The 23,786-nt window shown below is 46.8% G+C and carries 23 protein-coding genes and 1 riboswitch; of the genes, 15 read left to right on the forward strand and 8 right to left on the reverse strand.

Annotated features, from left to right (window positions below; all coding sequences use genetic code 11):
• Positions 1–69: 69 nt before the first annotated feature.
• Positions 70–657, forward strand: coding sequence for a GNAT family N-acetyltransferase (locus EKN16_RS25175; protein WP_125663440.1), 588 nt, complete (start codon positions 70–72; stop codon positions 655–657).
• Positions 658–828: 171 nt separating this feature from the next.
• Here the strand turns inward: EKN16_RS25175 and EKN16_RS25180 are convergent, their stop codons facing one another.
• The 3 genes from EKN16_RS25180 to EKN16_RS25190 all read right to left on the reverse strand — a co-directional run bounded on the left by EKN16_RS25180 (position 829) and on the right by EKN16_RS25190 (position 2,980).
• Positions 829–1,335: a ferritin gene (locus tag EKN16_RS25180; RefSeq protein ID WP_125666663.1), complete on the reverse strand. Its 507-nt coding sequence runs from the start codon at positions 1,333–1,335 to the stop codon at positions 829–831.
• 71 nt (positions 1,336–1,406) lie between these two features.
• Complete coding sequence (locus EKN16_RS25185) at positions 1,407–1,631, reverse strand: DUF1450 domain-containing protein (RefSeq protein WP_125663442.1); 225 nt, start codon at positions 1,629–1,631, stop codon at positions 1,407–1,409.
• A 191-nt stretch (positions 1,632–1,822) separates the two neighbouring features.
• A complete protein-coding gene (locus EKN16_RS25190) occupies positions 1,823–2,980 on the reverse strand; it encodes a WD40/YVTN/BNR-like repeat-containing protein (RefSeq protein WP_125663444.1) in 1,158 nt (385 codons plus the stop codon).
• Between the two features lie 193 nt (positions 2,981–3,173).
• On the opposite strand from EKN16_RS25190, the gene EKN16_RS25195 reads away from it, so the two are divergent.
• The 3 genes from EKN16_RS25195 (at position 3,174) to EKN16_RS25205 (ending at position 4,488) form a co-directional block, all read left to right on the forward strand.
• Positions 3,174–3,377 (forward strand): YwbE family protein, encoded by a 204-nt coding sequence (locus EKN16_RS25195; RefSeq protein WP_125666665.1) that lies wholly within the window; start codon positions 3,174–3,176, stop codon positions 3,375–3,377.
• A 15-nt stretch (positions 3,378–3,392) separates the two neighbouring features.
• Complete coding sequence (locus EKN16_RS25200) at positions 3,393–3,869, forward strand: NanQ anomerase/TabA/YiaL family protein (protein WP_164522992.1); 477 nt, start codon at positions 3,393–3,395, stop codon at positions 3,867–3,869.
• Between the two features lie 109 nt (positions 3,870–3,978).
• Positions 3,979–4,488, forward strand: coding sequence for a DinB family protein (locus EKN16_RS25205; RefSeq protein ID WP_125663448.1), 510 nt, complete (start codon positions 3,979–3,981; stop codon positions 4,486–4,488).
• 18 nt (positions 4,489–4,506) lie between these two features.
• Here the strand turns inward: EKN16_RS25205 and EKN16_RS25210 are convergent, their stop codons facing one another.
• Complete coding sequence (locus EKN16_RS25210; RefSeq protein WP_125663450.1) at positions 4,507–4,914, reverse strand: hypothetical protein; 408 nt, start codon at positions 4,912–4,914, stop codon at positions 4,507–4,509.
• A 202-nt stretch (positions 4,915–5,116) separates the two neighbouring features.
• A riboswitch (cyclic di-AMP (ydaO/yuaA leader) is annotated at positions 5,117–5,278 on the reverse strand.
• Positions 5,279–5,539: 261 nt separating this feature from the next.
• Here EKN16_RS25210 and EKN16_RS32500 point away from each other — a divergent pair.
• The 8 genes from EKN16_RS32500 to EKN16_RS25245 all read left to right on the forward strand — a co-directional run bounded on the left by EKN16_RS32500 (position 5,540) and on the right by EKN16_RS25245 (position 15,417).
• Positions 5,540–5,710: a hypothetical protein gene (locus tag EKN16_RS32500; RefSeq protein ID WP_164522993.1), complete on the forward strand. Its 171-nt coding sequence runs from the start codon at positions 5,540–5,542 to the stop codon at positions 5,708–5,710.
• A gap of 117 nt (positions 5,711–5,827) precedes the next feature.
• Positions 5,828–6,328 carry a CcdC family protein gene (locus EKN16_RS25215; RefSeq protein WP_125663452.1) on the forward strand — a complete coding sequence of 167 codons (501 nt, stop codon included), beginning with the start codon at positions 5,828–5,830 and terminating at the stop codon, positions 6,326–6,328.
• An 83-nt stretch (positions 6,329–6,411) separates the two neighbouring features.
• Entirely contained in the window at positions 6,412–10,797 is a 4,386-nt protein-coding gene (locus tag EKN16_RS25220) for a DUF2252 family protein (protein WP_125663454.1), read from the forward strand.
• 174 nt (positions 10,798–10,971) lie between these two features.
• Entirely contained in the window at positions 10,972–11,406 is a 435-nt protein-coding gene (locus EKN16_RS25225; protein ID WP_125663456.1) for a hypothetical protein, read from the forward strand.
• A 105-nt stretch (positions 11,407–11,511) separates the two neighbouring features.
• Complete coding sequence (locus EKN16_RS25230) at positions 11,512–11,970, forward strand: MarR family winged helix-turn-helix transcriptional regulator (protein ID WP_125663458.1); 459 nt, start codon at positions 11,512–11,514, stop codon at positions 11,968–11,970.
• A gap of 24 nt (positions 11,971–11,994) precedes the next feature.
• Positions 11,995–12,540, forward strand: coding sequence for a glutathione peroxidase (locus EKN16_RS25235; RefSeq protein ID WP_125663460.1), 546 nt, complete (start codon positions 11,995–11,997; stop codon positions 12,538–12,540).
• Positions 12,541–12,843: 303 nt separating this feature from the next.
• Positions 12,844–14,094 (forward strand): serpin family protein, encoded by a 1,251-nt coding sequence (locus tag EKN16_RS25240; protein WP_125663462.1) that lies wholly within the window; start codon positions 12,844–12,846, stop codon positions 14,092–14,094.
• Positions 14,095–14,163: 69 nt separating this feature from the next.
• Positions 14,164–15,417 carry a serpin family protein gene (locus EKN16_RS25245; RefSeq protein ID WP_183530673.1) on the forward strand — a complete coding sequence of 418 codons (1,254 nt, stop codon included), beginning with the start codon at positions 14,164–14,166 and terminating at the stop codon, positions 15,415–15,417.
• Between the two features lie 37 nt (positions 15,418–15,454).
• Here the strand turns inward: EKN16_RS25245 and EKN16_RS25250 are convergent, their stop codons facing one another.
• On the reverse strand, positions 15,455–15,634 hold the full coding sequence (locus EKN16_RS25250; protein ID WP_125663466.1) for a hypothetical protein: 180 nt from the start codon (positions 15,632–15,634) through the stop codon (positions 15,455–15,457).
• Between the two features lie 69 nt (positions 15,635–15,703).
• Here EKN16_RS25250 and EKN16_RS25255 point away from each other — a divergent pair, with 69 nt between their 5' ends.
• The 3 genes from EKN16_RS25255 to EKN16_RS25265 all read left to right on the forward strand — a co-directional run bounded on the left by EKN16_RS25255 (position 15,704) and on the right by EKN16_RS25265 (position 19,081).
• Positions 15,704–15,985 carry a ribbon-helix-helix domain-containing protein gene (locus EKN16_RS25255; protein ID WP_232016013.1) on the forward strand — a complete coding sequence of 94 codons (282 nt, stop codon included), beginning with the start codon at positions 15,704–15,706 and terminating at the stop codon, positions 15,983–15,985.
• Positions 15,972–17,102, forward strand: coding sequence for a DNA polymerase III subunit beta (gene dnaN, locus EKN16_RS25260; RefSeq protein ID WP_164522994.1), 1,131 nt, complete (start codon positions 15,972–15,974; stop codon positions 17,100–17,102). Before EKN16_RS25255 ends, dnaN begins: the two co-directional genes overlap by 14 nt.
• Before the next feature lie 122 nt (positions 17,103–17,224).
• Entirely contained in the window at positions 17,225–19,081 is a 1,857-nt protein-coding gene (locus EKN16_RS25265; protein ID WP_125663472.1) for a putative bifunctional diguanylate cyclase/phosphodiesterase, read from the forward strand.
• 73 nt (positions 19,082–19,154) lie between these two features.
• Here EKN16_RS25265 and EKN16_RS25270 read toward each other — a convergent pair whose 3' ends face one another.
• From EKN16_RS25270 to EKN16_RS25280, 3 genes are all read right to left on the reverse strand, one after another.
• On the reverse strand, positions 19,155–19,688 hold the full coding sequence (locus EKN16_RS25270) for a YceI family protein (protein WP_125663474.1): 534 nt from the start codon (positions 19,686–19,688) through the stop codon (positions 19,155–19,157).
• A 420-nt stretch (positions 19,689–20,108) separates the two neighbouring features.
• On the reverse strand, positions 20,109–22,061 hold the full coding sequence (locus EKN16_RS25275) for an ABC transporter ATP-binding protein (RefSeq protein WP_125663476.1): 1,953 nt from the start codon (positions 22,059–22,061) through the stop codon (positions 20,109–20,111).
• Positions 22,058–23,785, reverse strand: a complete 1,728-nt coding sequence (locus tag EKN16_RS25280) for an ABC transporter ATP-binding protein (RefSeq protein WP_125663478.1) — start codon at positions 23,783–23,785, stop codon at positions 22,058–22,060. The genes EKN16_RS25275 and EKN16_RS25280 overlap by 4 nt, the downstream gene beginning before the upstream one ends.
• Position 23,786 lies beyond the last annotated feature (1 nt).

The raw sequence follows: 23,786 nt of genomic DNA on the forward strand, positions 1-23,786 counted from the left end.
TTCTCCATTTAATGTTTTTGGATATGACTGTATGTTTAAGACATAAAGTATCCAAGGACGGTGAGATATTTGAACGATTTCTTTAAACGCCATATTATTTTAGAAAATAATCACGTCAAGTTAGTACCATTCAGTAGTTATTATGAAGAGGGTCTTCGGAAGATAATATTTGATAACGAAATCACAAAGTATACCGGAAATCATTTTATAAGTGATAATGATCTAAAGAACTACATAAATAGAACCCTTACAAGCCGGAATGAGAATGTATCCTATCCCTTTATCGTTATTGACCAGTCTTCAGGCCAAATAGCTGGATCAACACGTTTTGGGAACTTAGTTTTTCACAACAAGAGACTTGAAATAGGTTGGACTTGGTATGGTCAAGCATTCAGAGGAACGATTGTAAACAAGGCTGCTAAATTTGAGTTATTGAGATATGCTTTTGAGGAGATGGACTTTAACCGTGTTCAATTTAGTGTAGATGTTGAAAATATTAGATCACAAAAGGCTGTTCTCAAGCTAGGGGCCAAGCTGGAAGGGGTCTTTAGAAGTAATTATGTAAATGCAGATGGTGAATGTCGAGATGATGTGTATTTTAGCATTATAAAATCGGATTGGCAGGAGTTAAAAAGAACGGTGTTCAATGAACTGTGATGCAACGTAAAGACTCTCCAGTTGAATGGGCATAGATACAATTTAAAAAGAGTGACAGTCCAGTACTTAATTTCATGTACTGGACCGTCACTCTTTTTTTTGAATCAATCTACGTTCATTCGCTGCAATCTAAGTTCACCTACTGGCCGGGCTCTACGATTGCTCGTACGCTTAAGCGTTTGTAGGCGGTACAAAGGTACGTGCAGCGAATTCAGCATCAAGCATAAAGAAAGCGTTGCTGTCTTTATCGATACGCTTGAGCTTGTTAATGATGCTGTCGAACATGGATTCTTCTTCGACCTGCTCATCGATGAACCATTTCAGAAACTGCATAGTAGCATGCTCGCGGTCGTTCAAGGCGAGGTCTGATAGGTGATAAATGCGGCGTGTAACCTCTTGTTCATGCAGATACGCATGCTCAAAGGCTTCCAGAATAGAAGAATACTCATTGTTCGGTGTTTCCATACCTGTTAATGTTGCACGTTTGCTGCGGTCGTTCAGGAACTTGTACATCTTCATCGCATGGAATCGTTCTTCCTCTGCTTGCACGATAAAAAAGTTCGCAAATCCGTCTAAGCTCTCTCCAGAGCAGTAAGCGGCTATCGCCAAGTAAACATGAGCAGAATAGAGCTCAAAATTCAATTGATCATTTAAAGCTTGGCTGAGTGATTCATTCATCATCGAAAAGCCGCCTCCTTCTTAATTATAATTCTAACTTTATAATAGATATCGTACCATAATATGCCTAGTTAGCCTATCCGGTGCTTAAGTTTCTTATACAGCGTCTTCGCATTAGGAGCCACGACGACCTCTGTTTTGCCGATCATTACGATACATTGCTTGGAGCAAAGTCTGCAGTTGCCCAGGCAATCCTTCTTCTTCTGTTTAATATCAGGAAACTCATTTTTGAACGATTTAAAGACGGTTTTCGAACCGTTTTTGAAGTTTTTGCAGCAATACTTTATTTTTTTCATCGGTATGTACCAGCCTCCCCGAGTGGGAATAGGAATGATTGCTATTACTACTTTTAATGATAGTAATTCTCATTCTCAATGTCAACAAATAATATAGCTAGTTTGTCCCGGTCGGTTACAAGACTTGCTTGCTTTAACGAAGTAAGAGGCTATTCCAACAGCCATTAACTGTTGGGATAGCCCCTAAAGCATTATTTTATCTCAGGGAACGAGAACTTCTTCACCCATGTCACTCCGCCATCTGTCGTTCCGTAGATACCGCCTGGAGCGCTGCTCGTTGTTGCGATCCAGCCAGTCGTCGTTGTTGGGAAGGATAGTCGGCCGCCATAACCAGGTACACCAGCGAAGTTCTTCCACGTTTTACCGTTATCCAAGGAACGGCCGATACCGACCTTGTCTAATGCACCGGAGGAAGCGGCAAGATAAGCGGCTTTATTGCCGATTACTTGCATGTCCTGCGGAGCTCCGGCAGGTCCTTTCAAGCCTTCTACCTTAGGGCCAGGGGCAGGGCCGCCGCCTGCAGTAGAGTTGGAGATGATTTGCTTCCAACTAGCTCCTGCATTCATTGTATGGTAGACGGAGTAGGAGGTTTGAGACATCCCCGAATCTCCATTAAGAACGACCCACACATTAGAGCTATCCGTGCCATAGATCATGCCGCCACTAGTAGCGGGTGAGTTAACGGTAAGCTTATTCGTCCATGTACGTCCGCCATTCGTCGTCTGCTTCACCTCATAACCAATACCAGGGCGCAAGGTAATAATCCATCCTTTGTCCACTGTGGTGAAATGGGCATAACGGGTGTTAGGAGGCGTAGATACCTTGGTCCAAGTCTGGCTACCGTTCGTTGTCTTGAAGGTGAAGGCTTGTGTGAATCCGAATCCAACCTGCTGAGAGAAGAATTCAATACGATTGAACGCATTACCGCCTGTAGCGATCGTTTTGAAGGTGGAGCCGCCATTTGCTGTATGCAGCAGTACATTGGGTTTTGTGCTATCTGTCTGAGCGAGTGCATAACCAACAGCGTTCGTTAGAAATTGAATCTGATTAAAGCTGTATGTGCCATTGGATTGAATAGCCTGCCAATGACAGCCGCCATCGGATGTACCAATCATAAATCCATTGCCAGCTGCTCGGCCGACCTTGCTGCTTAAGAATTGAATCGCTTGAAAATGCGCAACGCCTGTGTCTGCTAATGTTTTCAAAGATAAATCATGGTTATCCGTTCTGCATCCTGTTGTCTGTGCTGCCGCAGCCGAGACATTATCCGCTGTTGAAGATCCGATTCCAGCAAATAGTGTAGTCGAAAGGGTCATAACCCCAAGTAACGCGAGTCCTTTTTTTCTCATGATTGAATCACCTCTGATGTATATTACCCATTTATTAATATTCTCTACCTCCCTACGACGGATAGGATGATGCGAAAGTTGCGGTCCCTCTGCCAAGGGTCAAATTCTTTACTTCGCAATGTCACTGTCATATGATAGGGACAACTAAGCATCGCATGGCTAACACGCGAAGAAGGAGTATACATCTATGAGCATCAATGGACAACAAAGAGCCTCGATACGGGCTGGACTAGTCGTAGATATTGTTTTGAAGAAGGATCAGGCAACAGGGAAGGTTACGCGCGGAGTAGTGAAGGATATTTTGACCAACTCCCCTAATCATCCACATGGCATTAAAGTAAGACTGCAGAGCGGCGATGTAGGACGGGTGAAAACGATCATCGGAACGGAAGGCTAAAGGAGGTCATTCATCGTGATCTATAGTGATCTAACGAATTGGCAGAAGGAACGGCTCACCTTCCCAGAGCCTGTGAGGCGTGCGCTTGATCGACTGCAGCAGACAGACTTAGATGTACTTCCAGCGGGACGGCATGACTTCGGTGAACAGGGAATGTTCTTGCTTATTAATGAAGTAACCACACAAGACAAGAGTAAAGTGCGACCTGAAACGCATAAGCTTCATACCGATATCCAGCTTGTGCTGACTGGGCAGGAACGAATGTGTGTGGCCAAAATATCGGAGGATCAGGCGATTACAGATAATCGATATGAGACGCAGGATATCGCCTTTTACGAGCATATACATAACGAGAATCAGATCGATATGGTGCCAGGGGACTTTATCGTGCTGTTCCCAACTGACATCCATCGGCCGAATTGTTCCATTACCGAAGATTTGCCCTTGCGTAAGGCGGTCGTGAAGATCCATCAGGACTTATTTGAAAAATAAGTAAGTATAAGTTTCCTCTATACTTTGCTTATATTTTAGAGGGAAGAAACTTGCTTCGCCGTCAAGGACGACGTAAGCCGGTTCTTCTTAGTGAAGGAGTGTTCCAAGCATGAGTGAATTAGAAATTATTGATGTTTATCGACATGCACTGCAGGGATATACAATTGAGCAGCTGCAGCTTAAACCGAGTGAGCACGAATGGTCGCTAGGTCAGATGTATAATCATCTCATCAACATTACCGTAGGTACGCAGCTCCGTGCAATTGAAGAATGCGCCTCTCTAGGGGAGCAGCAGCCGCAGGCTAGTGCGAAGACAGAGGGAGGCGAGGAAATCTTCCAATTAGGTGGATTTCCCCCGGTCAAGCTCAAGGGCCCCAATACCCCGGAATTCACACCGCGAAATCCCGAGACGAAGGAAGAGCTTGTCGCAGCGCTTGATCAAGTGCGAGAGAAGGTCGAAGCATGGTCAAGCAGAATCAGCGATATAAGTCCAATCCCCAAAGTGGAGCATCGCAGATGGGGCTGGCTGAATGCACAAGAATGGTTCCGATTAATCGGTATGCATTACCGACATCATCTTATGCAAAAGGGTGAGCTCGATCAGCGTTTGGGCCTGTAGTTAGGTGCATAGCTGCATTTATTTCAATGAGAATGAATAATAGCTTTGAGCATGATGAAATAAGAAAGAACGAGTCTCCTCATGATTGGAAGCTCTTTGCCATTCAAGGGGATGCTCAAGGCTACCTTCCAGCGCGATTAATGCGGCCTCCGCAATCGCGCTTTTTTCTTGTCCCCATGTATCATGATGGCTTCTCACATAACCTATGCTTTCGGGAATGGAGAGACCCTTTAGCTTTAAGAAGACAGAAGCCCAGCGGACGATATCGAAGCTCGCTTGGCTCCAATCCGGAAGAAGGCATTCACTCCAGCCGAGCATCCCTCCGCTTGAGATGCAGACGATTATGTAGTTATATTCACTGCTGGCTGTGGTGTCGGATGCGAGCGTGAATCTGTCCCGACTGCAATTACACCGAAAGATTTCCATACAAGAAATCTTACTCTTCCTAAGTCTGTCATTGCTTACATGAAGCAGCGGATCCGATAGGAGGATCATGCTGAACCACACTCCCTGTTCGTAGATAGATAATAGATATAGTAAAAAGACAAAAAGAAGCCCGTGCGAGCAGAGAAACTCTACTCCCGGGCTTCTTCCACAGTCATGAGATCAGCTGTAGATGGCTGGGTCGCGGTTCTCTCTCAATACGCTTACGAGGTTAGCTGTCGGATTCGGACTTGAGAGCGCCCGTCCCTTACTTGCTATGCAAGTAATAGGATTCACCCCATGAAGCCAATTGGCAGCTTCGATTGGTTCCCCCGCTCCCCTCTCGGGGATTAAGCGTTGAATGGAAATGGAAAAATGCTTGTTGAAAGGAATGATACGCCAGTTGTGAACCTTTGTAAAACAGAAATCTGGTGAGGATTCTCGCGTTTTGACCTCTTCGTCCACATGAAAACGGATTCTTACCGCTTTCCGGTGCCTAATCGACCGATTTACTGCTTCTAGCTAGCTTTTTCGCTATATTTAGAAGATCTGGAATAGAAAAAGAGTATCGCTCATTAAATAGAACATCATACGCTCGCGAAACGAGCGATACGAGGTGACTGCTTTAATGACGTTTATTATTTTGCTTTGGTTAGCCTCTATTATCGGGCTGTTCTGGGTGTGGTCGGACGCTTCTGAGAAGAGAGGCGGGAACATTGGTTGTCTGTGGGCGCTCGTCGTGTTGATTCTGGGGCCGATCGGCTTTATCGCGTATTTATTCGTACGAAATATAGACTGAGGATGGCATGCAAGCGGAAGGGAGCATGGAAATTTGAACCTCATTCAAAAATGAAGTAGGATAGGAGGAAAGCGCGTATCTCATTGAAAGATCCGTAAGAAAAGGAGCCACACCGACATGAACTTTCTCTCTGACCCCGGTCGTCTTACGCATATAGGCTCTATTATCATTACACTGCTGTCGGGCGTAGCTGTCTTATTCCTCAGGATGCGAGCATCCAACAAACCGACTACGATGCGTAAAATTATCATGCCGCCGATCGGCATGTCCACCGGCTTTCTCATGTTTATTGCCCCTGTAACACGTGTACCTTGGAGCTGGGCTTTGACCGCTTTCGCAGTAGGCGCACTATTATTCGCTTATCCGCTCATTCGCACCTCTAAGCTGGAGCGTATCGGGGATACAATCGTACTTAAGCGTTCCAAGATGTTTATCTTTATCCTGCTTGCCCTACTGCTCGCTCGTCTGCTGCTGCATGATGTGGTCGAGCAGTCGGTGACGATTCCGCAGACAGGCGGACTGTTCTTCATTCTAGCTTTCGGCATGATTGTAGTCTGGCGTGTGGCGATGCTAAGGGCTTACAAGAAGCTGGAGCGCGTCCACAATAAATCAATATAACCTTTACCCTCTATTTACATGGCAGTGTTACACTTTGTCGGATTAAAGTGTAAAGTTCTGTCAAAATAGGAGGGTTTTTTATTATGTTGAGAACATTGCGCCGATTCAAGCGGCAGCTTGCTCTAACGTTAGCGTTCACGATTGCGGCATTGCCAGTGGTGCCGACGCTTAGCTACGCAGATGCAGGAACATCCCAAACTGGCGGCCGTGCAGCGCATGTTGTGATTAGCGAAATATTCGGCGGCGGCAATGAGAAATTCGATTCTCTTTTTCAAAATGATTTTGTAGAGCTATATAATCCAACTTCAAGTAATGTGTCTGTTGCAGGCTGGTCCATTCAATATGCGCCGTCTAACAGTTTGGACAATGCCGCATGGACGGTTGTTCCTTTAGGAACGCCAACAGCAGAGATACCAGCATATGGCTATTATTTAGTTAAGCTCGGAGGTAAATCCGCACAGAATCCGCCATTGACCGCATTACCAGCAGCGGATGCAGTTGGAACAGTGGATATCGACAATAAGGGTGGAAAAATAGCACTTGTAGCAGGAACGACTGCTCTAGCTAGCAAGGATCCGCTTAGTGATATCGAGCCTAATAAATCACTAGTCATTGATTTTGTTGGAATGGGTCTTGCAGGCAGCACGGGAGCTAATGCCTTCCAGGGCTCGCTGGCACCAGAAATGTCAGCAAAGAAAAGTATTGAACGCAAATGGACGAACCCGCTCAATCCAATTCCAGCCGAAGGACTGGATGCCAAATTAGCAGCCAATCGAGGCAAAGGGAATGATTGGGATTCCCATAATAACGGAGCTGACTTCACCATTGTATCAACAGGCTCCGATGGGTATCCGCAGAATTCAACCTTTATCACTTCATTCGGGCTAGCAGATGCAGCGAATTCCTCAGCAGCGATGAGCTCACCTACTGCCGTAGCCGCTGGTGATAATAGCTTCACGGTGAATCTTTTTAACGGTACGGTTGCACCAGACACCACTTTGTCAGTGTCGGATTATGCCGTAACTGGCCTGCAGGGTCTAGATGTCACAGCAGCAAGCAGTGCAGATGGACATGCCGTAACTTTTACAGTCTCGGGAACGGCGAGCTCATCCGTTACAGTGGACCAGAATCTACAAGTCGTTCTTCAGCCGTCCGTATGGACAATGACGAACAAGCCTTTGAATCCGGTAACGATAACCGGCCTTCAATTAAAAGCTTATAGTGCTAAAGTGAGCGGTGCTGCCTGCGTTGGTGGTAGCACGCTAGCTATGCTGACATCAACGAAGCTTGATCCTGCTCACAGCAATTTGTGCTTGAAGCTCACTACAGGTACACCGACTGAGGGTACGATTGACCCTAGTCTGTATGCCATACAAGGACTTCCTTCTGCTGCACAGGTTACGACAGCAGTTGGAAATGCAGCAGATAAGACAATCATGTTCACGATAGCAGGAGATGCGATTCAGCCCGTTACAACTGATATCCCGCTTACGGTCACGGTAAAGGTCGGTGCTGTGTCGGAAGGTGCGACGCAGGACTCTGATGTTATTACTGGTTTCACTTGGTCAGCTTATCAGAAGCCCGTTATAGCAGATGCAGCTCGTAAAGCATCACTGACGAACATCATTAAAGAGAGCAATGCCTTCTTCTCTGATGCATCCATTAAAGCATCCAAGTATACGAAGCAAGGTGCTAACCTTTTTGATTTCTATCGGGGTACACCTAATATGTTCTTCTCCGATCTCGGCACGGTAATTCCAGTTCCGGCATCTTGGAAAGCATGGCCGTTGAAGACATGGATTCAAGGGGATGCCCATTTGCAGAACATAGGCACGTACAACAATGCTAACGATCAGACGGTCTTTGACTTGAATGACCCAGATAGCTCGTATGTAGCACCCTTTTATTGGGACCTGCTTCGACTGCTGCCAAGCATTTACTTAGAGCGGGATGTGTCCAAAGTATCTGCCATTCACAATTTGACCGATGCACAGGTGGCTGAGCTTCTTGGCGATTTCCTGGATGAGTATCGTGCAACAGTGAACTCGGTAGCAGGTAATAATGATGAGAACACAAGAGAATTAAATGCAGCATCGCTGTTGACTGGGGAGTATACGAGCAAGATGCTCAGTTACTTTGCTGCCATCACGACAGATACACAGCTCAGCAAAGCGTCGGCCATCGTAGACGGAACTGGAAGGAAATTCAAGACAGATTCGAAGTACGGCGTTCTCTCCGATTCCGAACGTGCTGCATTCCTGAAAGCATGGCCAGCTTACGTGAGCAGCTTAGGTTCTGTGGGTCAGAACAATCAGCTGCTAAACAAAGATTATTATACAATTAAGGATGTTGTCTACCGCTTGGGTCAAGGCAACTCAAGCTTAGGCTCCATTCGTTATAACCTCATTATCGAGGGATCATCCAGTGCTGCCAATGATGATGTCATCCTCGATGCTAAAGAGCAGTTCGAACCGAGTATGTTCGTCATGAATGAGGTGGACAAGTCCTCTTATACAACCTGGTTTGGCGGCAATGATGCAGCTCGAACCGTGACGGCTTATAGGGCGATGACGAATAACACCGATTCATTCGCTGGCGTGCTTAATATTGGCGCTAGAAACTTCGTAGTTAGAGCCATTGCGAAGAGTAAAGGCGACTATACAGACGAGAAGCCAGCTTTTGCAAGCAAAGATGATTTGGCGAATTACATGAAATATGCCGCGCAAGCTTATGCACTTGCACATGCCCGCTCGGATAGTGATTTTGACAGTAAATATGTAAGTGGCAGCTTTGACGATCAGTTCAAAGCCATCATGGATGCAGGGACGACATGGGCATCTTTTAAGCAAAGCCTAGTAGAGCTTAGTGGGGACTACTACCGCCAGGTTGCCTCTGATTTTAATCTGATGAAGAGTGATCTGACTGCAGGAACGCTTATCGATGTGAATCAACTGACTGGTTTGACCTACAATGGCGGGACTAGTGTGGCTGGATTCGCATCCGATCAACTCGTCTATAATCAAACGGTGGAGAATAATGCTGCGCAATCTGTGATTCGTGCAGCTGCTGCGGATAGTCTGGCGAAAGTTACGATCGCAGGCGTTACTGCAACGAGTATCAATGAACAAACGGTTGCCTTAAAAGTAGGTACGAATACAATTAACATCATAGTTGAGGCAAGGGATGGTTCACAGAAAACATATAAACTAAGCCTAACACGCAAATCTTCATCAGGATCGGATTCAGGAAACGGCCCAGGAAGCGGTTCAGGAGGTACTGGATCTGAAACAGGTACGGGGACTGGAACTGGAACTAAAAACTTATATGAGGAAACTTCCGTTACTGGAAAGGGTGGAAGCTCGACGAGTGTCCTTACGCTAAACGGTGAGCAATTGAAGCTGGAAGCTTCTAAACAAACACCTAGCGGGACAAAGCAGATCGTGATAAAGCCTGAGGGCGCAGCGAATCAAGCGGTTCAGCTCAAAGTTCCGGCAGAAGGATTCAATCAACTGGGAGCCAATCTTATTGTAGAGGCAAAAGGCTTCACGCTGACTCTGCCTTCAATCAGTGTGAATATGGCTGCGGCTGCTAAAAAGCTTGGAACTACAATAGATCACGTCGAACTAAATATTGAGGTTACACCGACAACGACTGGAGTAGCGGTTCAAATATCGGCAGCTGCAAACGGGAAAACCGTTCAGGTATCCTCTGAACCAGCTAGTGGAATTTCAATCTCTTTGCCTTATAAGGGTGATGGCGTTCAGAATGGGAACGGAGCTTCGGTTGTCCGTCTGCTGCCAAACGGCGCCTATGGCTTTGTTCCCGCGATCTTTACAGCGAGCGCTGTTGTACTGACGGTTAAGGCTAGCGGTGAGTTCAAAGTGGTGCAGTCGAAAGTATCCTTCAATGATTTGAGCAAGAGCTGGGCGAAGACAGATATCGAGCTGTTAGCAAGTAAATTTGTCGTTAGCGGCGTTGACGGCAATAATTTCAAGCCCGATCAAACCATATCCCGAGCAGAATTTACAGCTTTGCTTGTGAAGGCATTAATGCCCGAGCAGCTAGCTGCCTCTGGGAATGTAGGAACGATGTATAATGACGTGAAACAAAATGATTGGTTTGCTCCTTATATACAAGCTGCTGCTGCGTGCGGACTTGTCGCTGGCACAGGTGACGGTCAGTTCAATCCATCCTCGGAGATTACAAGAGAACAGATGGCCATCATGCTCCAAAGAGCGCTTGCTGTTATTGGCAAGCCGCTGGATGCAGCAAAAGGAAATGAAACGAACACCTTTAAAGATGGCGGCGTTGTAAGTCAATGGGCTGTATCTGCCGTCAATGGGGCACTAAGCACAGGGCTTATGCAGGGCTTGTCCAACCGAACCTTCGCGCCTCAAGAAGAAGCAACTCGTGCGCAAGCGGCAGTTATCATCAAACGCGCCCTTCAGTTTGCGGGATTCCTAGCATAATAAGCTGCAAACCGTATGGCCGTTAGAAAAGTGTGTTGTATAGCTGGAAATGAGAAGAGAGCGGCTTGGGTGCTCTCTTCTTTTACTTTGATTTTCCGTCACATCTTAAAAAGATGAATTATAATTAAAAAATGAGAGCCAAGACAGAACGAAATATTGTGAGGGGGGCGGAATGTGTTTAAAAGTACAATTTACATTATTTTAGTTTCTGTCATGATGTGCACTGCTTGTTCTGCTTCAAAAAATGAGTTAACACTTGCTCAACAAAGTTTCGTTAGATGGCATGCAGAAGAAAACATGTTAGAAGTATATGCTGTGGCAGTTAATCAAACAAAAGCAGATATATCGTTTGAAGCATCCATCGTATTGTTAAACCCGAATTTGAGAGATGCGGTTGGTTTTGATACGGTGGAAATCAAAGAAGATGACAGAAACGGAAAACCACCTTTTCATTTAAAATCTTATAACGAAACAGTCTTTAAGCAAACCTTCAAAACGAACAGGACGCTGACACGAGAGATGTTATCTAATGGTGTTGGAATTAAAATATCGACACAAGAAAAGAGTTACACACTCCCTATTAAATATGGCGAACGGGGTAAAGAATAGAACATTGACAATCAAGGAGTCAGCTGATATTCTACGTATATAGATTGTATACAATTCAATTTGACTTAATTATTGTCCTGCTGACAGCGAGAGAGGAAGGTGAGTATGGATCGTGATACTCTGCTTCAACTAGATAACCAAGTCTGCTTTGCCCTGTATGCTTGCGCCCGAGAGGTGACTAAGCTGTACAGACCTTTCCTAGACGAGCTTGGCTTAACGTATACGCAATATGTAACCCTACTCGCACTGTGGGAGAAGGATGAGGTTCCTGTTAAGGCACTTGGGGAGCGGCTTTATCTTGATTCTGGAACGCTGACGCCGCTGCTGAAGAAGCTTGAGGCAATGAAGTTGATCCTCCGCAAGCGAGATGCCGCAGATGAGCGAAGCGTTATTGTGAAATTGACAAGTGAAGGACATGCTTTGAAAGAACGTGCTTTTTCAATCCCGGAGCGTGTATTCTGTCAGACGAATATTCCGCCTGAGGAGCTGGAGCAGCTTCGAGAGCAATTGCGGAGGCTGACCCAGAACATTCACCAAAGCGATAGCTGCCATTCACAAACCTAACCTATTCATAGAGGAGAATGCCTAATGACAACCATTTACGATTTTCAAGCGGAAACGAACAACGGTGCTGCGAAGGCCCTGTCCGATTACAAAGGTAAAGTGCTGCTTGTAACGAATACAGCGAGCAAATGTGGGTTTACGTACCAGTATGAAGGCTTGCAGAAGGTCTATGAGGAATATAAGGATAAGGGTCTTGAGGTTCTAGGCTTTCCTTCCAACCAATTCGGCGGACAAGAGCCGGGCAGTGACGAGGAAGTTGCGGAATTCTGCCAAATTAATTACGGCGTTTCGTTCCCTTTGTTCGCCAAAACCGATGTTCGTGAAGAAACGGCACATCCTGTATTCCAATATTTAACCGAAGCAGCTCCTTTTGTAGGCTTTGACTCCTCTGAGGGTGGTCAGAAAATGGACGGCTATCTCAGATCCAAAATGCCTGAGCGTATGGAAGACAACTCCATCAAATGGAACTTCACAAAGTTTCTTATTAACCGTGAGGGTCAAGTTGTTAAACGCTATGAATCCAGTGTGAATCCGCTTGATATTAAAGCGGACATCGAAGCGCTTCTCTAAGCATTTCTCTGAGCACTACACTAAGCATTTCTCTGAGTACTTCACTAAGAATGAGGCTGGAGCCTCAGTAGCTTTCCTTAATCTGTCTAACAAAAAGCCATTCACGTAACGCATCGTAGCGTTACTCCGTGAATGGCTTTCTTCTTGTTCTTGCGATCCCCTCGATGGTCTGCGGCCCAAGCGGCGTGAAGCAGGACTTGGTCATTCTCGGGCTCCATTCGCACCTCCCAGTTTATTGAAACAATTCCCAGATGGCTTGCGTCCTAATGATATCGGATAAATCAAATAAAAGGGGTGAGTGGCGTGGCTTTCCAAATCAGGAATAAATCGATTGTTGCCGTCGCAGCGGCGATTGTCCTCTTATCAACAACGCTCGCAGGCTGTGGTAAAGATAAAGTAGAAGCTCCGCGCTATCAAGTGAAGGACATAAACGCAGCACAAGTGCATGCTTATAATGATTTCTCTCTGCGCATGACGAAGCAATTACTGGCGAAAACGAAGGACGGGAATGTATGTATCTCGCCGCTCAGTATGGCCTTTGCACTCTCTCTTCTGGTGAATGGTGCAGAAGGCGAGACGAAGGCGGAGCTGCTCCGTGTACTGGGGGCGAAGGGGTTAACCCTCGAAGCTCTTAATCAGGGCAGCGATGTGCTTCGCGATCTGCTGGAGCATGCTGACCCTAAGGTCGATGTTCGAATTGCAAATGCGGTATGGGCGAGGAAAGGTACAGGTCTCGCGGAGGATTATTCGCAGCGTATCAAACGGTTCTATGAAGCAGAGGCCAGCGAGTTGGATTTTGATGATGCTGATGCGGCAAAGACGATCAATCAATGGGTGAACAAGAAGACGCAGGGCCTGATCGATCGGATGGTCGACGAAAATACGTTGAAATCCAGTGTGATGGTTCTCATGAACGCCATTTACTTTCATGGGGAGTGGACGAAGCCCTTCAAAGAATCAGATACGAAGGATGCCCAATTTCATTTGGCAGATGGTTCCTCAGTGACTGTACCTATGATGGCGCAGAAGGCTTCCTTAACGTATAAGGAGAGTGAGCATTTCAAAGCTGTTCGTCTTCCTTATGGGGATGGCAAATGGAGCATGACAGTCGTGCTGCCGAATGAAGGGATCACACTACCCGAAGCAGAGACGGAGCTATTAAAGGATGCCAGCTCTTGGAGAGAGGGCTTCACGCAGGGAATGGCTGAGATTGAGTTGCCAAGATTCAAGCTGCAGTACGGAACAAGCTTAATTGATGCGCTGAAGACACTAGGAATGAAACAGTCCTTTGATAAGGAGAAGGCTGATTTCTCTGGTATGACCAAGAGCCGCCAAAGTCTATATGTAAATGGGGCTATTCATAAAACATTCATTGAGGTCAACGAGCAGGGAACAGAGGCGGCCGCTGTCACTTCGATTACGACTGCCGCCACAGCGGCGGCGCCGATGGATCCTTTCAAGCTGCGCGTGGATAGGCCCTTTTTCTTCACCATAGAGGATCAAACGACCGGTGCAATCCTATTCTTAGGCTCGGTTACCCAACCAACTGCATAAGAAAAGGAGAGTCGAATAAGCTGCTTGCCAATCATGTCCTATCTGTCAGAGATAAAGAGGGGGATCGATATGAAGGTAAGAATGAGAAGAAAATCCATCGCGGGCATCGCAGTCACGGCTATTTTAATCACTTCGATGATCAGCGGGTGCGGAGCGGAGAAGAAAGAGGCTCCGCGCTATATAGCTTCGGACATTAATGTTAAGCAAGTGCAGGCTTACAACGACTTCGCTCTTCGTATAACAAAGCCATTATTGTCGGAGTCAGACCAGGAAAATGTGGTGATATCTCCGCTTAGCCTGACCTTCGCACTCTCCCTCGCCCTCAATGGAGCCAAAGGAGCGACCAAGGACGAGCTGCTTCATATGCTGGGCTCTGATGGTATATCTGTGGAGACGCTCAATCAAGGCAGCGAGGTGCTGATTGACCTGTTGGAGCATGCTGATCCTGAGGTTGATGTCGCCATCGCGAATGCCGTATGGGCGAGGAAAGGCTTCGACCTGTTGAAAGGCTACTCAGAAATTGTAAAGCAGTTTTATCGAGCTGAAATCAGTCAGTTGGATTTTGACAAGGCGGATGCTCCAGATACGATTAACAAGTGGGTTGAGAAGCAGACCAAGGGGAAGATTGACCAAATTGTTAACTCGGAGACCCTTCATTCAAGCGTCATGCTGCTAATGAATGCGACTTATTTTAATGGTAATTGGAAAGTGCCGTTCGAAAAGTCAGCTACCCATGACGCGCCATTCCACCTAACGGATGGATCTGCCATTACGGTGCCGATGATGCATCAGGAGGCTTCGCTCAGCTACAAGGAGGGCAAGCAATTCAAGGCAGTTCGTCTCCCCTATGGGAAGGGGAAATGGGGAATGATCGTCGTGCTGCCCAATGAGGGAGTCTTGCTTGACACAGCAGAGTTGGAACTGCTTGCGAACGCTGACACATGGCGCAAGGGCTTCAACGAAGGTGAAGTGATTGTTGAGCTGCCGCGCTTCAAGCTGGCGTATAAGAAAGAGCTGATCGACCTATTGAAGGCACTTGGTATGACGCAATCCACGGATTCCAAGACTGCAGATTTCTCTGGGATGATTAAGAACTCGGCTGGCCTATATGTAACCAGTGTTATACAAAAGACATTCATTGACGTGAATGAGCAAGGAACGGAGGCTGCTGCCGTAACCAACATTGGTATGGACTCCGGATCACAGCCGTCTACGAAGAAATTCGAGCTGCGAGTGAACAGACCCTTCTTCTTTGCCATAGAGGATCAGACGACCGGCGCTATCTTGTTCCTTGGCTCAATTGCGAATCCTGCCGCGGAGTGATAGATAGGAAAGCTTCAAAAGCGTCAATGCTAGTCTTTCACCGCTCCGCGCAGTGCGAATTGCTCTTCCCCAAGGCTTGGATGCCCTCTGGCATACTGGCGTTTCCTCGATTGCCAATCACGATATAAACCGAGTGCTCACGGCCAAGTGCTTCGATGATCGGCTTGTAGGGGAAATCGGTCCAAGAGGACCCCTTCCACAGATTGCTAATGCACATTGAATATGCTAAGGTTAAATTAGTTTAATTTTGAAATAGGTAACCAAATTCAAAATAAGGAGAATGTACTTGAAAGATAAATTAAAAAATAAACCTATTAACCTTAGTGTACCGCATGATGAAGGACAGCTTCGGATGATGTTTACAAGTGGAGGGGCCCGTGAGGGAGCGGGAAGGAAGGGGATTGGTCAGACGAGGAAAGTATCTTTAACTTTGCCGGAATCAACGTGGCTAGCCATTGAGAATCAGAGTACTCAGCGTGGTTGTTCGAGATCGGAAGTACTGCGAGATATCATTGAAATCTATATGAATCACACGGAAGGACAGGCTGAAACCCGTGCTAAGGATTGATGTTTCTCAGCGAAATTTCTCCCATGCCCTCCACCATGTGTCCAAAGCAGTCTCGGCGAAAAGCACGATCCCAATTCTCTCGGGCATTCATCTGAAGGCGACTGCAGCTGGAGTGACCCTCCAAACGGGCAGCTTAGATCTGATGCTGCAATATGAATTGCCAGCGGAAGAGGAGCATGTCATTATTCACGAAAGCGGCACAATCGTCGTTCCTGCCAAATATTTCATCGACATTATTAGAAATTCGCAGGATGGAATAGTGACAGTAGAAGCTAAAGAGGGTTCTCTCGTCGTTATCCGGTCGGGCAATGCCGTCTATCGTTTAAGCAGCATGAATGCAGAGGAATTCCCACAGATGGTTCAAGTGAGGCAGCCAGATATCAAAGGTTTGCCGAATGAGCTTCTTCGTGCCTTTATTCAGCAGGTTTCTTTTGCCAGATCGACCTCAGAGATGCGGCCGGTTCTGACTGGTGTACGATGTCAATTTAATGAAGGACATATGCAATTACTAGCCACAGACGGCATAAGACTCGCTTCGCGAAGAACAAATGATGAGGATGCCTTTTATCCCAATCCATTGACCATTATTGTCCCAGGAAAGAATCTATTGCAGTATGCGAAGCTGCTAAACGACATGGAAGCAGCAACAGATATTACAATCGTTGATAATAAGATCCTGCTGCGAACCCAGAACTTCACCATGCAATCCTTACTAATTGATGGGACCTATCCTTATGTAGACAAGCTCACATCTGAATCTTTTATAACCGTAATGACAGTTGACTCCGCCGGGTTCCTACATGCCTTAGAACGCGTTTCCCTATTAGCGGGTGAGAGCAGCTTAGTTAGAATGCATATTCAATCTAATGGATCAATTGAGCTTCTTTCCCAAACGGCAGAGATTGGAGATGTTGTCGAAGAAGTGCCTATTAAGGAACTGCTCGGTGATGAATTAACGGTATACTTTAATGCTGCTTATATGAGCGAGATCCTGCGTGCGGCTGATTGTGCGGGATTGACCCTGTCCTTCTCCGGACCTTGTAAACCGATTATTATCCGGCCTCTTGATGATGCTGCATCGCTCTATATCCTAACGCCGATTCGATCCCGACTTTAGAAACGAAATAAATATTTAAAATTGGTATGACAATCTTCGCTTTTCTTGTTAACAAACCGATAATATAATAAAGGCATATGTCGTAATTTGTCGTTATTGGTCGATGGGAAGAGGGGCTTAGATTGAACATTCTGCTAAAAGAAAGTCGTCAGCAAAAAAATGTGATTGTTCTTCGTTTGCTCCTTTTGAATTTCTCCCTGTTCATTGCTGTGCTTACATATGCTTTTCTTAAAATGGGATTACCAGTCAAGGCCTTCTGCTGTTTAAATGCGATCTTCTTTCTTTATGTATTCGTTTATGCTTTCTTTTATAGGCAGAGGAAGGATTCACCTTGGATTGGCTTTATTCCGATTGTAGGGCATTTCATTGTTACGCTGATGCTCATGTATTTTATCCCCGCGGTTTCTAATTTCTTCAGCAGTATGTATTTAATCGTGTTAGCTGCTGTTTTTATGCGCAAAGAAATTCTCTATATCGGTCTCCTACTGTCTGCACTTGCGGATATCCTTTTTATTTATTCCTCCAAGGTAACAAGTCTTCCTCTGACCCAGCAGGTCACAATTGGTGTTAGTATGTGGTCAATAATGATGGCTTTAGCCCTTCTCTTTATCATATATAATGATAAGAAGCTGATGGGGCGAGTTTTTGCTTTACAGAAGGAAACCATTAAGAAGGCAGAACAAATTAATCATCTGGCGACGACCGATTCGTTAACGAGCCTTCCTAACCGAATCTCTTCTTGCGAGTACTTGGAAGCAGCGCTGCTGCGGATGTATGCAATTAAGGGTCAATTAGGTGTGATTGTGCTGGATGTCGATCATTTTCAAGTCATCAATGATTCCTTGGGTCATTCAATCGGGGATCAATGCTTAGAGGGGTTTGCCAAACAGCTCATCGATAAGCTGCCTAAGCGAATTTACATTTCTCGCTTGGGCGGCGATGAATTTAGCTTTGTGATCGAGAATTACAAGGATCACGAGGATTTGATGATGCTTGTCCACTCGATCTGGGAAGCTGCGCAAACGCCAATTGCTGTAGCGGGAGTTTCTATTCAGTTGAAGGTCAATATGGGTATCGCCATTTATCCGGAACATGGGTATTTAGTGGAGATGCTGCTTATGAATGCGAACGTCGCCATGCAAAGGGCCAGAAGCAACGGAAAGAACAGCTATCTGCTGTTCGATGGTCAGATGAAGCTTGAGCTGCTGGAGAAACGAAAGCTTGAGGAAGACATGAAAGAAGCATTTGCCAATGAAGATTTTGATCTACATTATCAGCAGCAGGTTCATGTGCCGAGCGGCTCTGTAAAAGGCTATGAGGCCTTATTGCGCTGGGAGCATCCATGCGGTACGTTTATCCCGCCATCGGATTGGATCCCGCTGGCAGAGGAAACGGGGCATATCGTCGCTATTGGCGATTGGGTGCTGCGTAAAGCCTGTCTAACTGCGAAGAGGTGGCATGATGATGCGAGGAATGCTTTTACAATGTCGGTTAATATCTCTGCGCTTCAGCTGATGCAGCCGGATTTTGCAGACAGGGTTCTGGCCATTGTCGCGGAGACTGGATTGAACCCATGCCTACTTATTCTAGAGTTAACAGAAACGCTGCTTATTCAATCGATGGAAACCTCAAAGAATCAGCTTAACCAGATTCGGGAGAGAGGGGTCAGGATTGCACTTGATGATTTTGGAAAAGGATTCTCTTCCTTGAGCTACATCAAGCAATTGCCGATTGATATTGTGAAGATTGATAAATCCTTCCTGGATCATATTGAACACAGCCTGGTGGACCGAGCGGTTGTGGAGTCGATTATCTCACTGGTTCAGAGAATTGATATGGAGGTAGTCGCAGAAGGGGTGGAGGACCAAGAACAGCTGCGTATTTTGCAGGAGATTGGCTGCCACTATGTGCAGGGTTATTATTACAGCAGACCTCAGCCCGAGCATATCGCTTTTCCAGGTAACGCTTTTGTAAGTTGAGGAATTATTCTGCCTTCAAAAAAAAGACACCTTCGCGGGTGTCTTTTTACATTCCAAAAGGAATAAGCTGGGATTAGGCCTGCTGGGAAGCTTGGATCTCGAGGCTGATTTTAACTTCATCAGCGATCAACACGCCGCCAGTCTCCAATGCTGCATTGTAAGTCAAGCCGTAGTCGCTGCGGTTAAGCGAGCCTTTTGCGCTGAAGCCTGCTTTTACATTACCCCACGGATCCTTGCCTTCGCCTTCAAAAGTAGCCGAGAACGTCTCTGTGCGAGTTACACCATGCAGTGTGACTTCACCTGTGATCGCATATTCGTCATCATCCGTCTTGCTGATTTGGGCGGATTTGAAAGTCAGCTTCGGATGGTTCTCCGTATCGAAGAAGTCGCCTGTGCGAAGGTGATTGTCACGATCTGCGTTACGAGTATCAATGCTGCTGAGGTCTACGCTGAATGCGATGTTGGCTGTTGTAAGATCAGATGGGTTTGCTTCAATGTCTGCATCAAAAGTATGGAAGGTTCCTTTTACCTTTGAAATCATCATATGTCTGATTGTGAAATCCACGCTGCTGTGTGTTGCATCTACGATCCATTTGGCATTGGACATTAAAATAACCTCCTAATGTTTACTTACTTTTAATAACTCTCTAACCTTTGTTGAGTTAATTTTATGCCGCATTCACATTATTGTCAACACTTATTTTTAAGAATCTTTATTTTAAGGATCTCTATTTTAAGAGCCAGTCTATGACGAATGTCCAGCATACCGCACAGAACAGCAAGGCAGCTATGAGTCCCCAATTGAGGCGTCTAAACATGATGAATCCCTCCTGTTTCCATGGGTTATTCTATCGACCAGTATGGACCGATTATCCTTAGGTGTAAACGGTTCAGTATCGTACTTCTTCATTATAAGGATTTAGAATAAGGATTCAGATAAATCTTTGTTCTACTCATAATAAGAGCCCGCACGGCAGACCGACTTCAAGCTTCGGTACCGTGCGGGCTTCTTTTAGACGATCAATAACTAGCTTACATCCTGCTGTGATTTCTGGCTGAACTGGCTCTCATATAATTCAGCGTAGAAGCCGCCTTGAGCTAGCAATCCTTCATGTGTACCTTGCTCGATGACGGTGCCCTGCTTCATAACGAGAATGAGATCGGCATCTCGAATGGTCGATAGACGATGTGCGATTACGAAGCTTGTGCGGCCCTGCATCAGCTCGTTCATAGCTCGTTGAATCTGGATCTCCGTTCGTGTATCGACGCTGCTTGTGGCCTCATCGAGAATGAGAATAGCCGGATCGGCCAGAATAGCCCGGGCAATCGTAAGCAGCTGCTTCTGTCCCTGCGAAATATTCGATGCTTCCTCATTGAGCAGCGTATCATAGCCCTCAGGCAGCGTTCGGATAAAATGATCCGCATACGCAGCGCGGGCAGCCTGCACGACATCCTCTTCGGTCGCGCCGCTGCGCCCATAAGCGATGTTGTCACGTATTGTTCCATTAAATAACCACGTATCCTGAAGCACCATGCCGAACAGGCTGCGGAGATCTCCCCGTTTGAACTGTGTAATATTGACGCCGTCAATGGTAATGGCACCATCGTTCAGCTCATAGAATCGCATCAGCAGATTAATCAGCGTCGTCTTGCCAGCGCCCGTAGGTCCGACAATTGCGATCGTCTGCCCTGGCTTCACATCGATATTCATATCCTCGATAAGAGGCGTATCATCCTTGTAGCTGAATTTCACATGCTCGAATGCCACATGGCCCTTCGGCATTGGGATGACAGAGTCATCCACAATCACAACAGCATCTGCCGCTTCAGCAACCTCCTCCTGCTCATCCAGCAGCTCGAACACGCGCTCTGCTGATGCAATCGTCGACTGAATGATGTTGGCGATCTGCGCGGTCTGGGTAATCGGCATCGAGAACTGGCGGGAGTAGGAGATAAACGCCTGCACATCCCCGATTTCAATCGCTTTGCGAAGGACGAGAATACCGCCGGCGACGCTGACAAGCACGTAACCGATATTGCCGATGAAGCCCATGATTGGCATGATCATGCCGGAGACGAATTGCGCCCGCCAGCCGGACTCATATAACCGTTCATTCACTTCATCGAATTGACGAATCGATTTATCCTCATGGCTGAAGGCTTTAACGATGGGGTGACCGGTGTACATTTCCTCGACATGGCCATTTAATTCACCAAGCGACTTCTGCTGGCCTTTAAAATACAGCTGCGAGCGCTTGGCGATCAATCGGATAGCTAGGAACGAGAGAGGAAGCGTCACGATCGTAATCAGCGTCATAAGCGGGCTGATCGTCAGCATCATAACCACGACACCAATAAGTGTTACGATGGAGGTAATGAGCTGCGTTAAGCTCTGCTGGAGCGTTCCGCTAATATTATCGACATCATTGACGGCGCGGCTAAGGATTTCGCCATGCGTGCGTGAGTCGAAGAATTTAAGCGGGAGCTTCGCCAGCTTCTCATTCACATCCTTGCGCAGGTCATAGACGGTTTTCTGAGCGACACCAGCCATCACATACTGCTGAATATAGCTGAACAGCGCGCTAATCACATAGAGCGCGGCAAGGACGAGAAGGATTTGCCAGATGTATCCGAAATCGATCTTTGCGCCAGGTACATGCTTCATCTTGCCTACTAAGCCTTCGAATAACTTGGTTGTTGCTTTACCCATAATCTTCGGTCCGAGTATAGAGAACACGGTGCTCAATATAGCGGTAGCCACAACGATGAATAAAGCAACACGATGAGGCTTTAAATAGCTGATTAGTCTTCGAAGTGTGACTTTGAAATTTTTTGCTTTCTGTACGGGCATGCCCATCATGCCGCCTGGACCTCCGCGGCCGCCGCCCGGACCAAAGCCGAAGTTGCCCGGGCCTGGCCCTTGAGGGGCACCGCCCGGGCGCTGACCTGGTGCGCCTGAACCTCTTTGCTGCTCACTCATGCGATCTCCTCCTCAGACAGCTGTGACGTCACGATTTCCCGGTACAGCTCCGATGACTGCATAAGCTCGCGGTGATTGCCAATGGCAGCTACCTTACCATCATCGAGCACAATGATTTGATCCGCGTCCATTACCGTACTCACCCGCTGGGCGACGATAAGAACCGCTGCATCGCCTGTTTCGCTGCGTAGAGCCTGGCGAAGCTTGGCATCCGTCTTGAAATCAAGCGCAGAGAAGCTGTCATCGAATAAATAGATATCGGGCTTGCGGACGAGCGCCCGGGCGATCGATAGCCGCTGCTTCTGTCCGCCGGATACGTTCGTACCGCCTTGGGCGATAATGGAATCGAAGCCTTCCTTCATCTCATTTACGAACTCACTCGCTTGCGCGACTGCAGCTGCATGGTGAACTTCTTCATCGCTCGCCTCTTCTTTGCCGTAACGAATATTCTCGGCTATCGTGCCTGTGAATAGGACGGACTTCTGCGGGACAAGACCGATCTTGGCCCGCAGTTGATGCTGCGTAAGCTCACGGTTATCGACACCGCCGATGCGAATTTGTCCGCTGGTTACATCGTAAAATCTTGGTATGAGGTTGATCAAGGTTGATTTGCCAGATCCGGTACCGCCGATAATGGCTGTTATTTTGCCGCTATCTGCGGTAAAGGAAATGCCTGATAGAGCTGCCATCTCTGCGCCGGGATAGTGGAAGGATACATCCTCGAACACGACTGACCCACCATTGGTGGAAGCAAGGGAAGATAACGCAGGATCCTTGATATCTGGTTTCATATCCAACACTTCATTAATCCGTACAGCGGAAGCGGATGCCCGTGGAATCATGACGAACATCATCGATGCGAAGATAAGGGCGAACATGATCTGCCAAGCATATTGGATGAAAGCCATCAGATCACCAACCGCCATATGACCGCCGTCGATGCGAAGGCCGCCAAACCATACGATTGCAATGCTGGCAAAGTTCAAGACGAGCATCATGATCGGCATCAGAGAAGCCATAATCCGATTAACCTTTATGGATGTATCGGTTAAATCATAATTGGCTTTATTGAACCTGCTTTGCTCCTGACTGATTCGGTTGAAGGAGCGAATAACGCGAATCCCCGTAAGATTTTCCCGAAGCACGAGATTTAATTTATCGATCTTTGTCTGCATGACTTTGAATAGAGGTACGCCTCTGCTTACGATGGAGTAGATAACGATCGCGAGAATCGGCACGATAGCGATGATAATCAGGGAGAGTGTTGCGTCTTTGTAGAGGGCCATAATGATACCGCCGAAGCACATCATCGGAGCCATGACCATGACACGCATCATCATCGTCAATACCTGTTGAACCTGTGTAATATCATTTGTTGTACGTGTAATGAGAGAGGCGGTACCGATCTTATCGAATTCATGCAGGGAGAACTGCTCGACATGCCCGAACACCTTTCTTCGCAGATCTTTACCGAAGCCGCCCGCCGCCTTGGCAGACAGGAAGCTGGCACCCACTGAACAGGCTGCGCCGCCTAGTGCGACGAGCAGCATGAAGCCGCCAATGCGCCAAATATAAGGGGTATCGCCGCCTACGACGCCTTTATCCACGATATCGGACATCAAGGTAGGCAGGAAAAGCTCGGATAATGACTGAATGAAGACAAATACCAGAACTAAGGACACAGAGACACGGTACGGTTTTAACATACGCAGCAGCTTTAACATG

The organism is Paenibacillus baekrokdamisoli, from assembly GCF_003945345.1.
GTDB classification, from domain to species: domain Bacteria; phylum Bacillota; class Bacilli; order Paenibacillales; family Paenibacillaceae; genus Paenibacillus_Z; species Paenibacillus_Z baekrokdamisoli.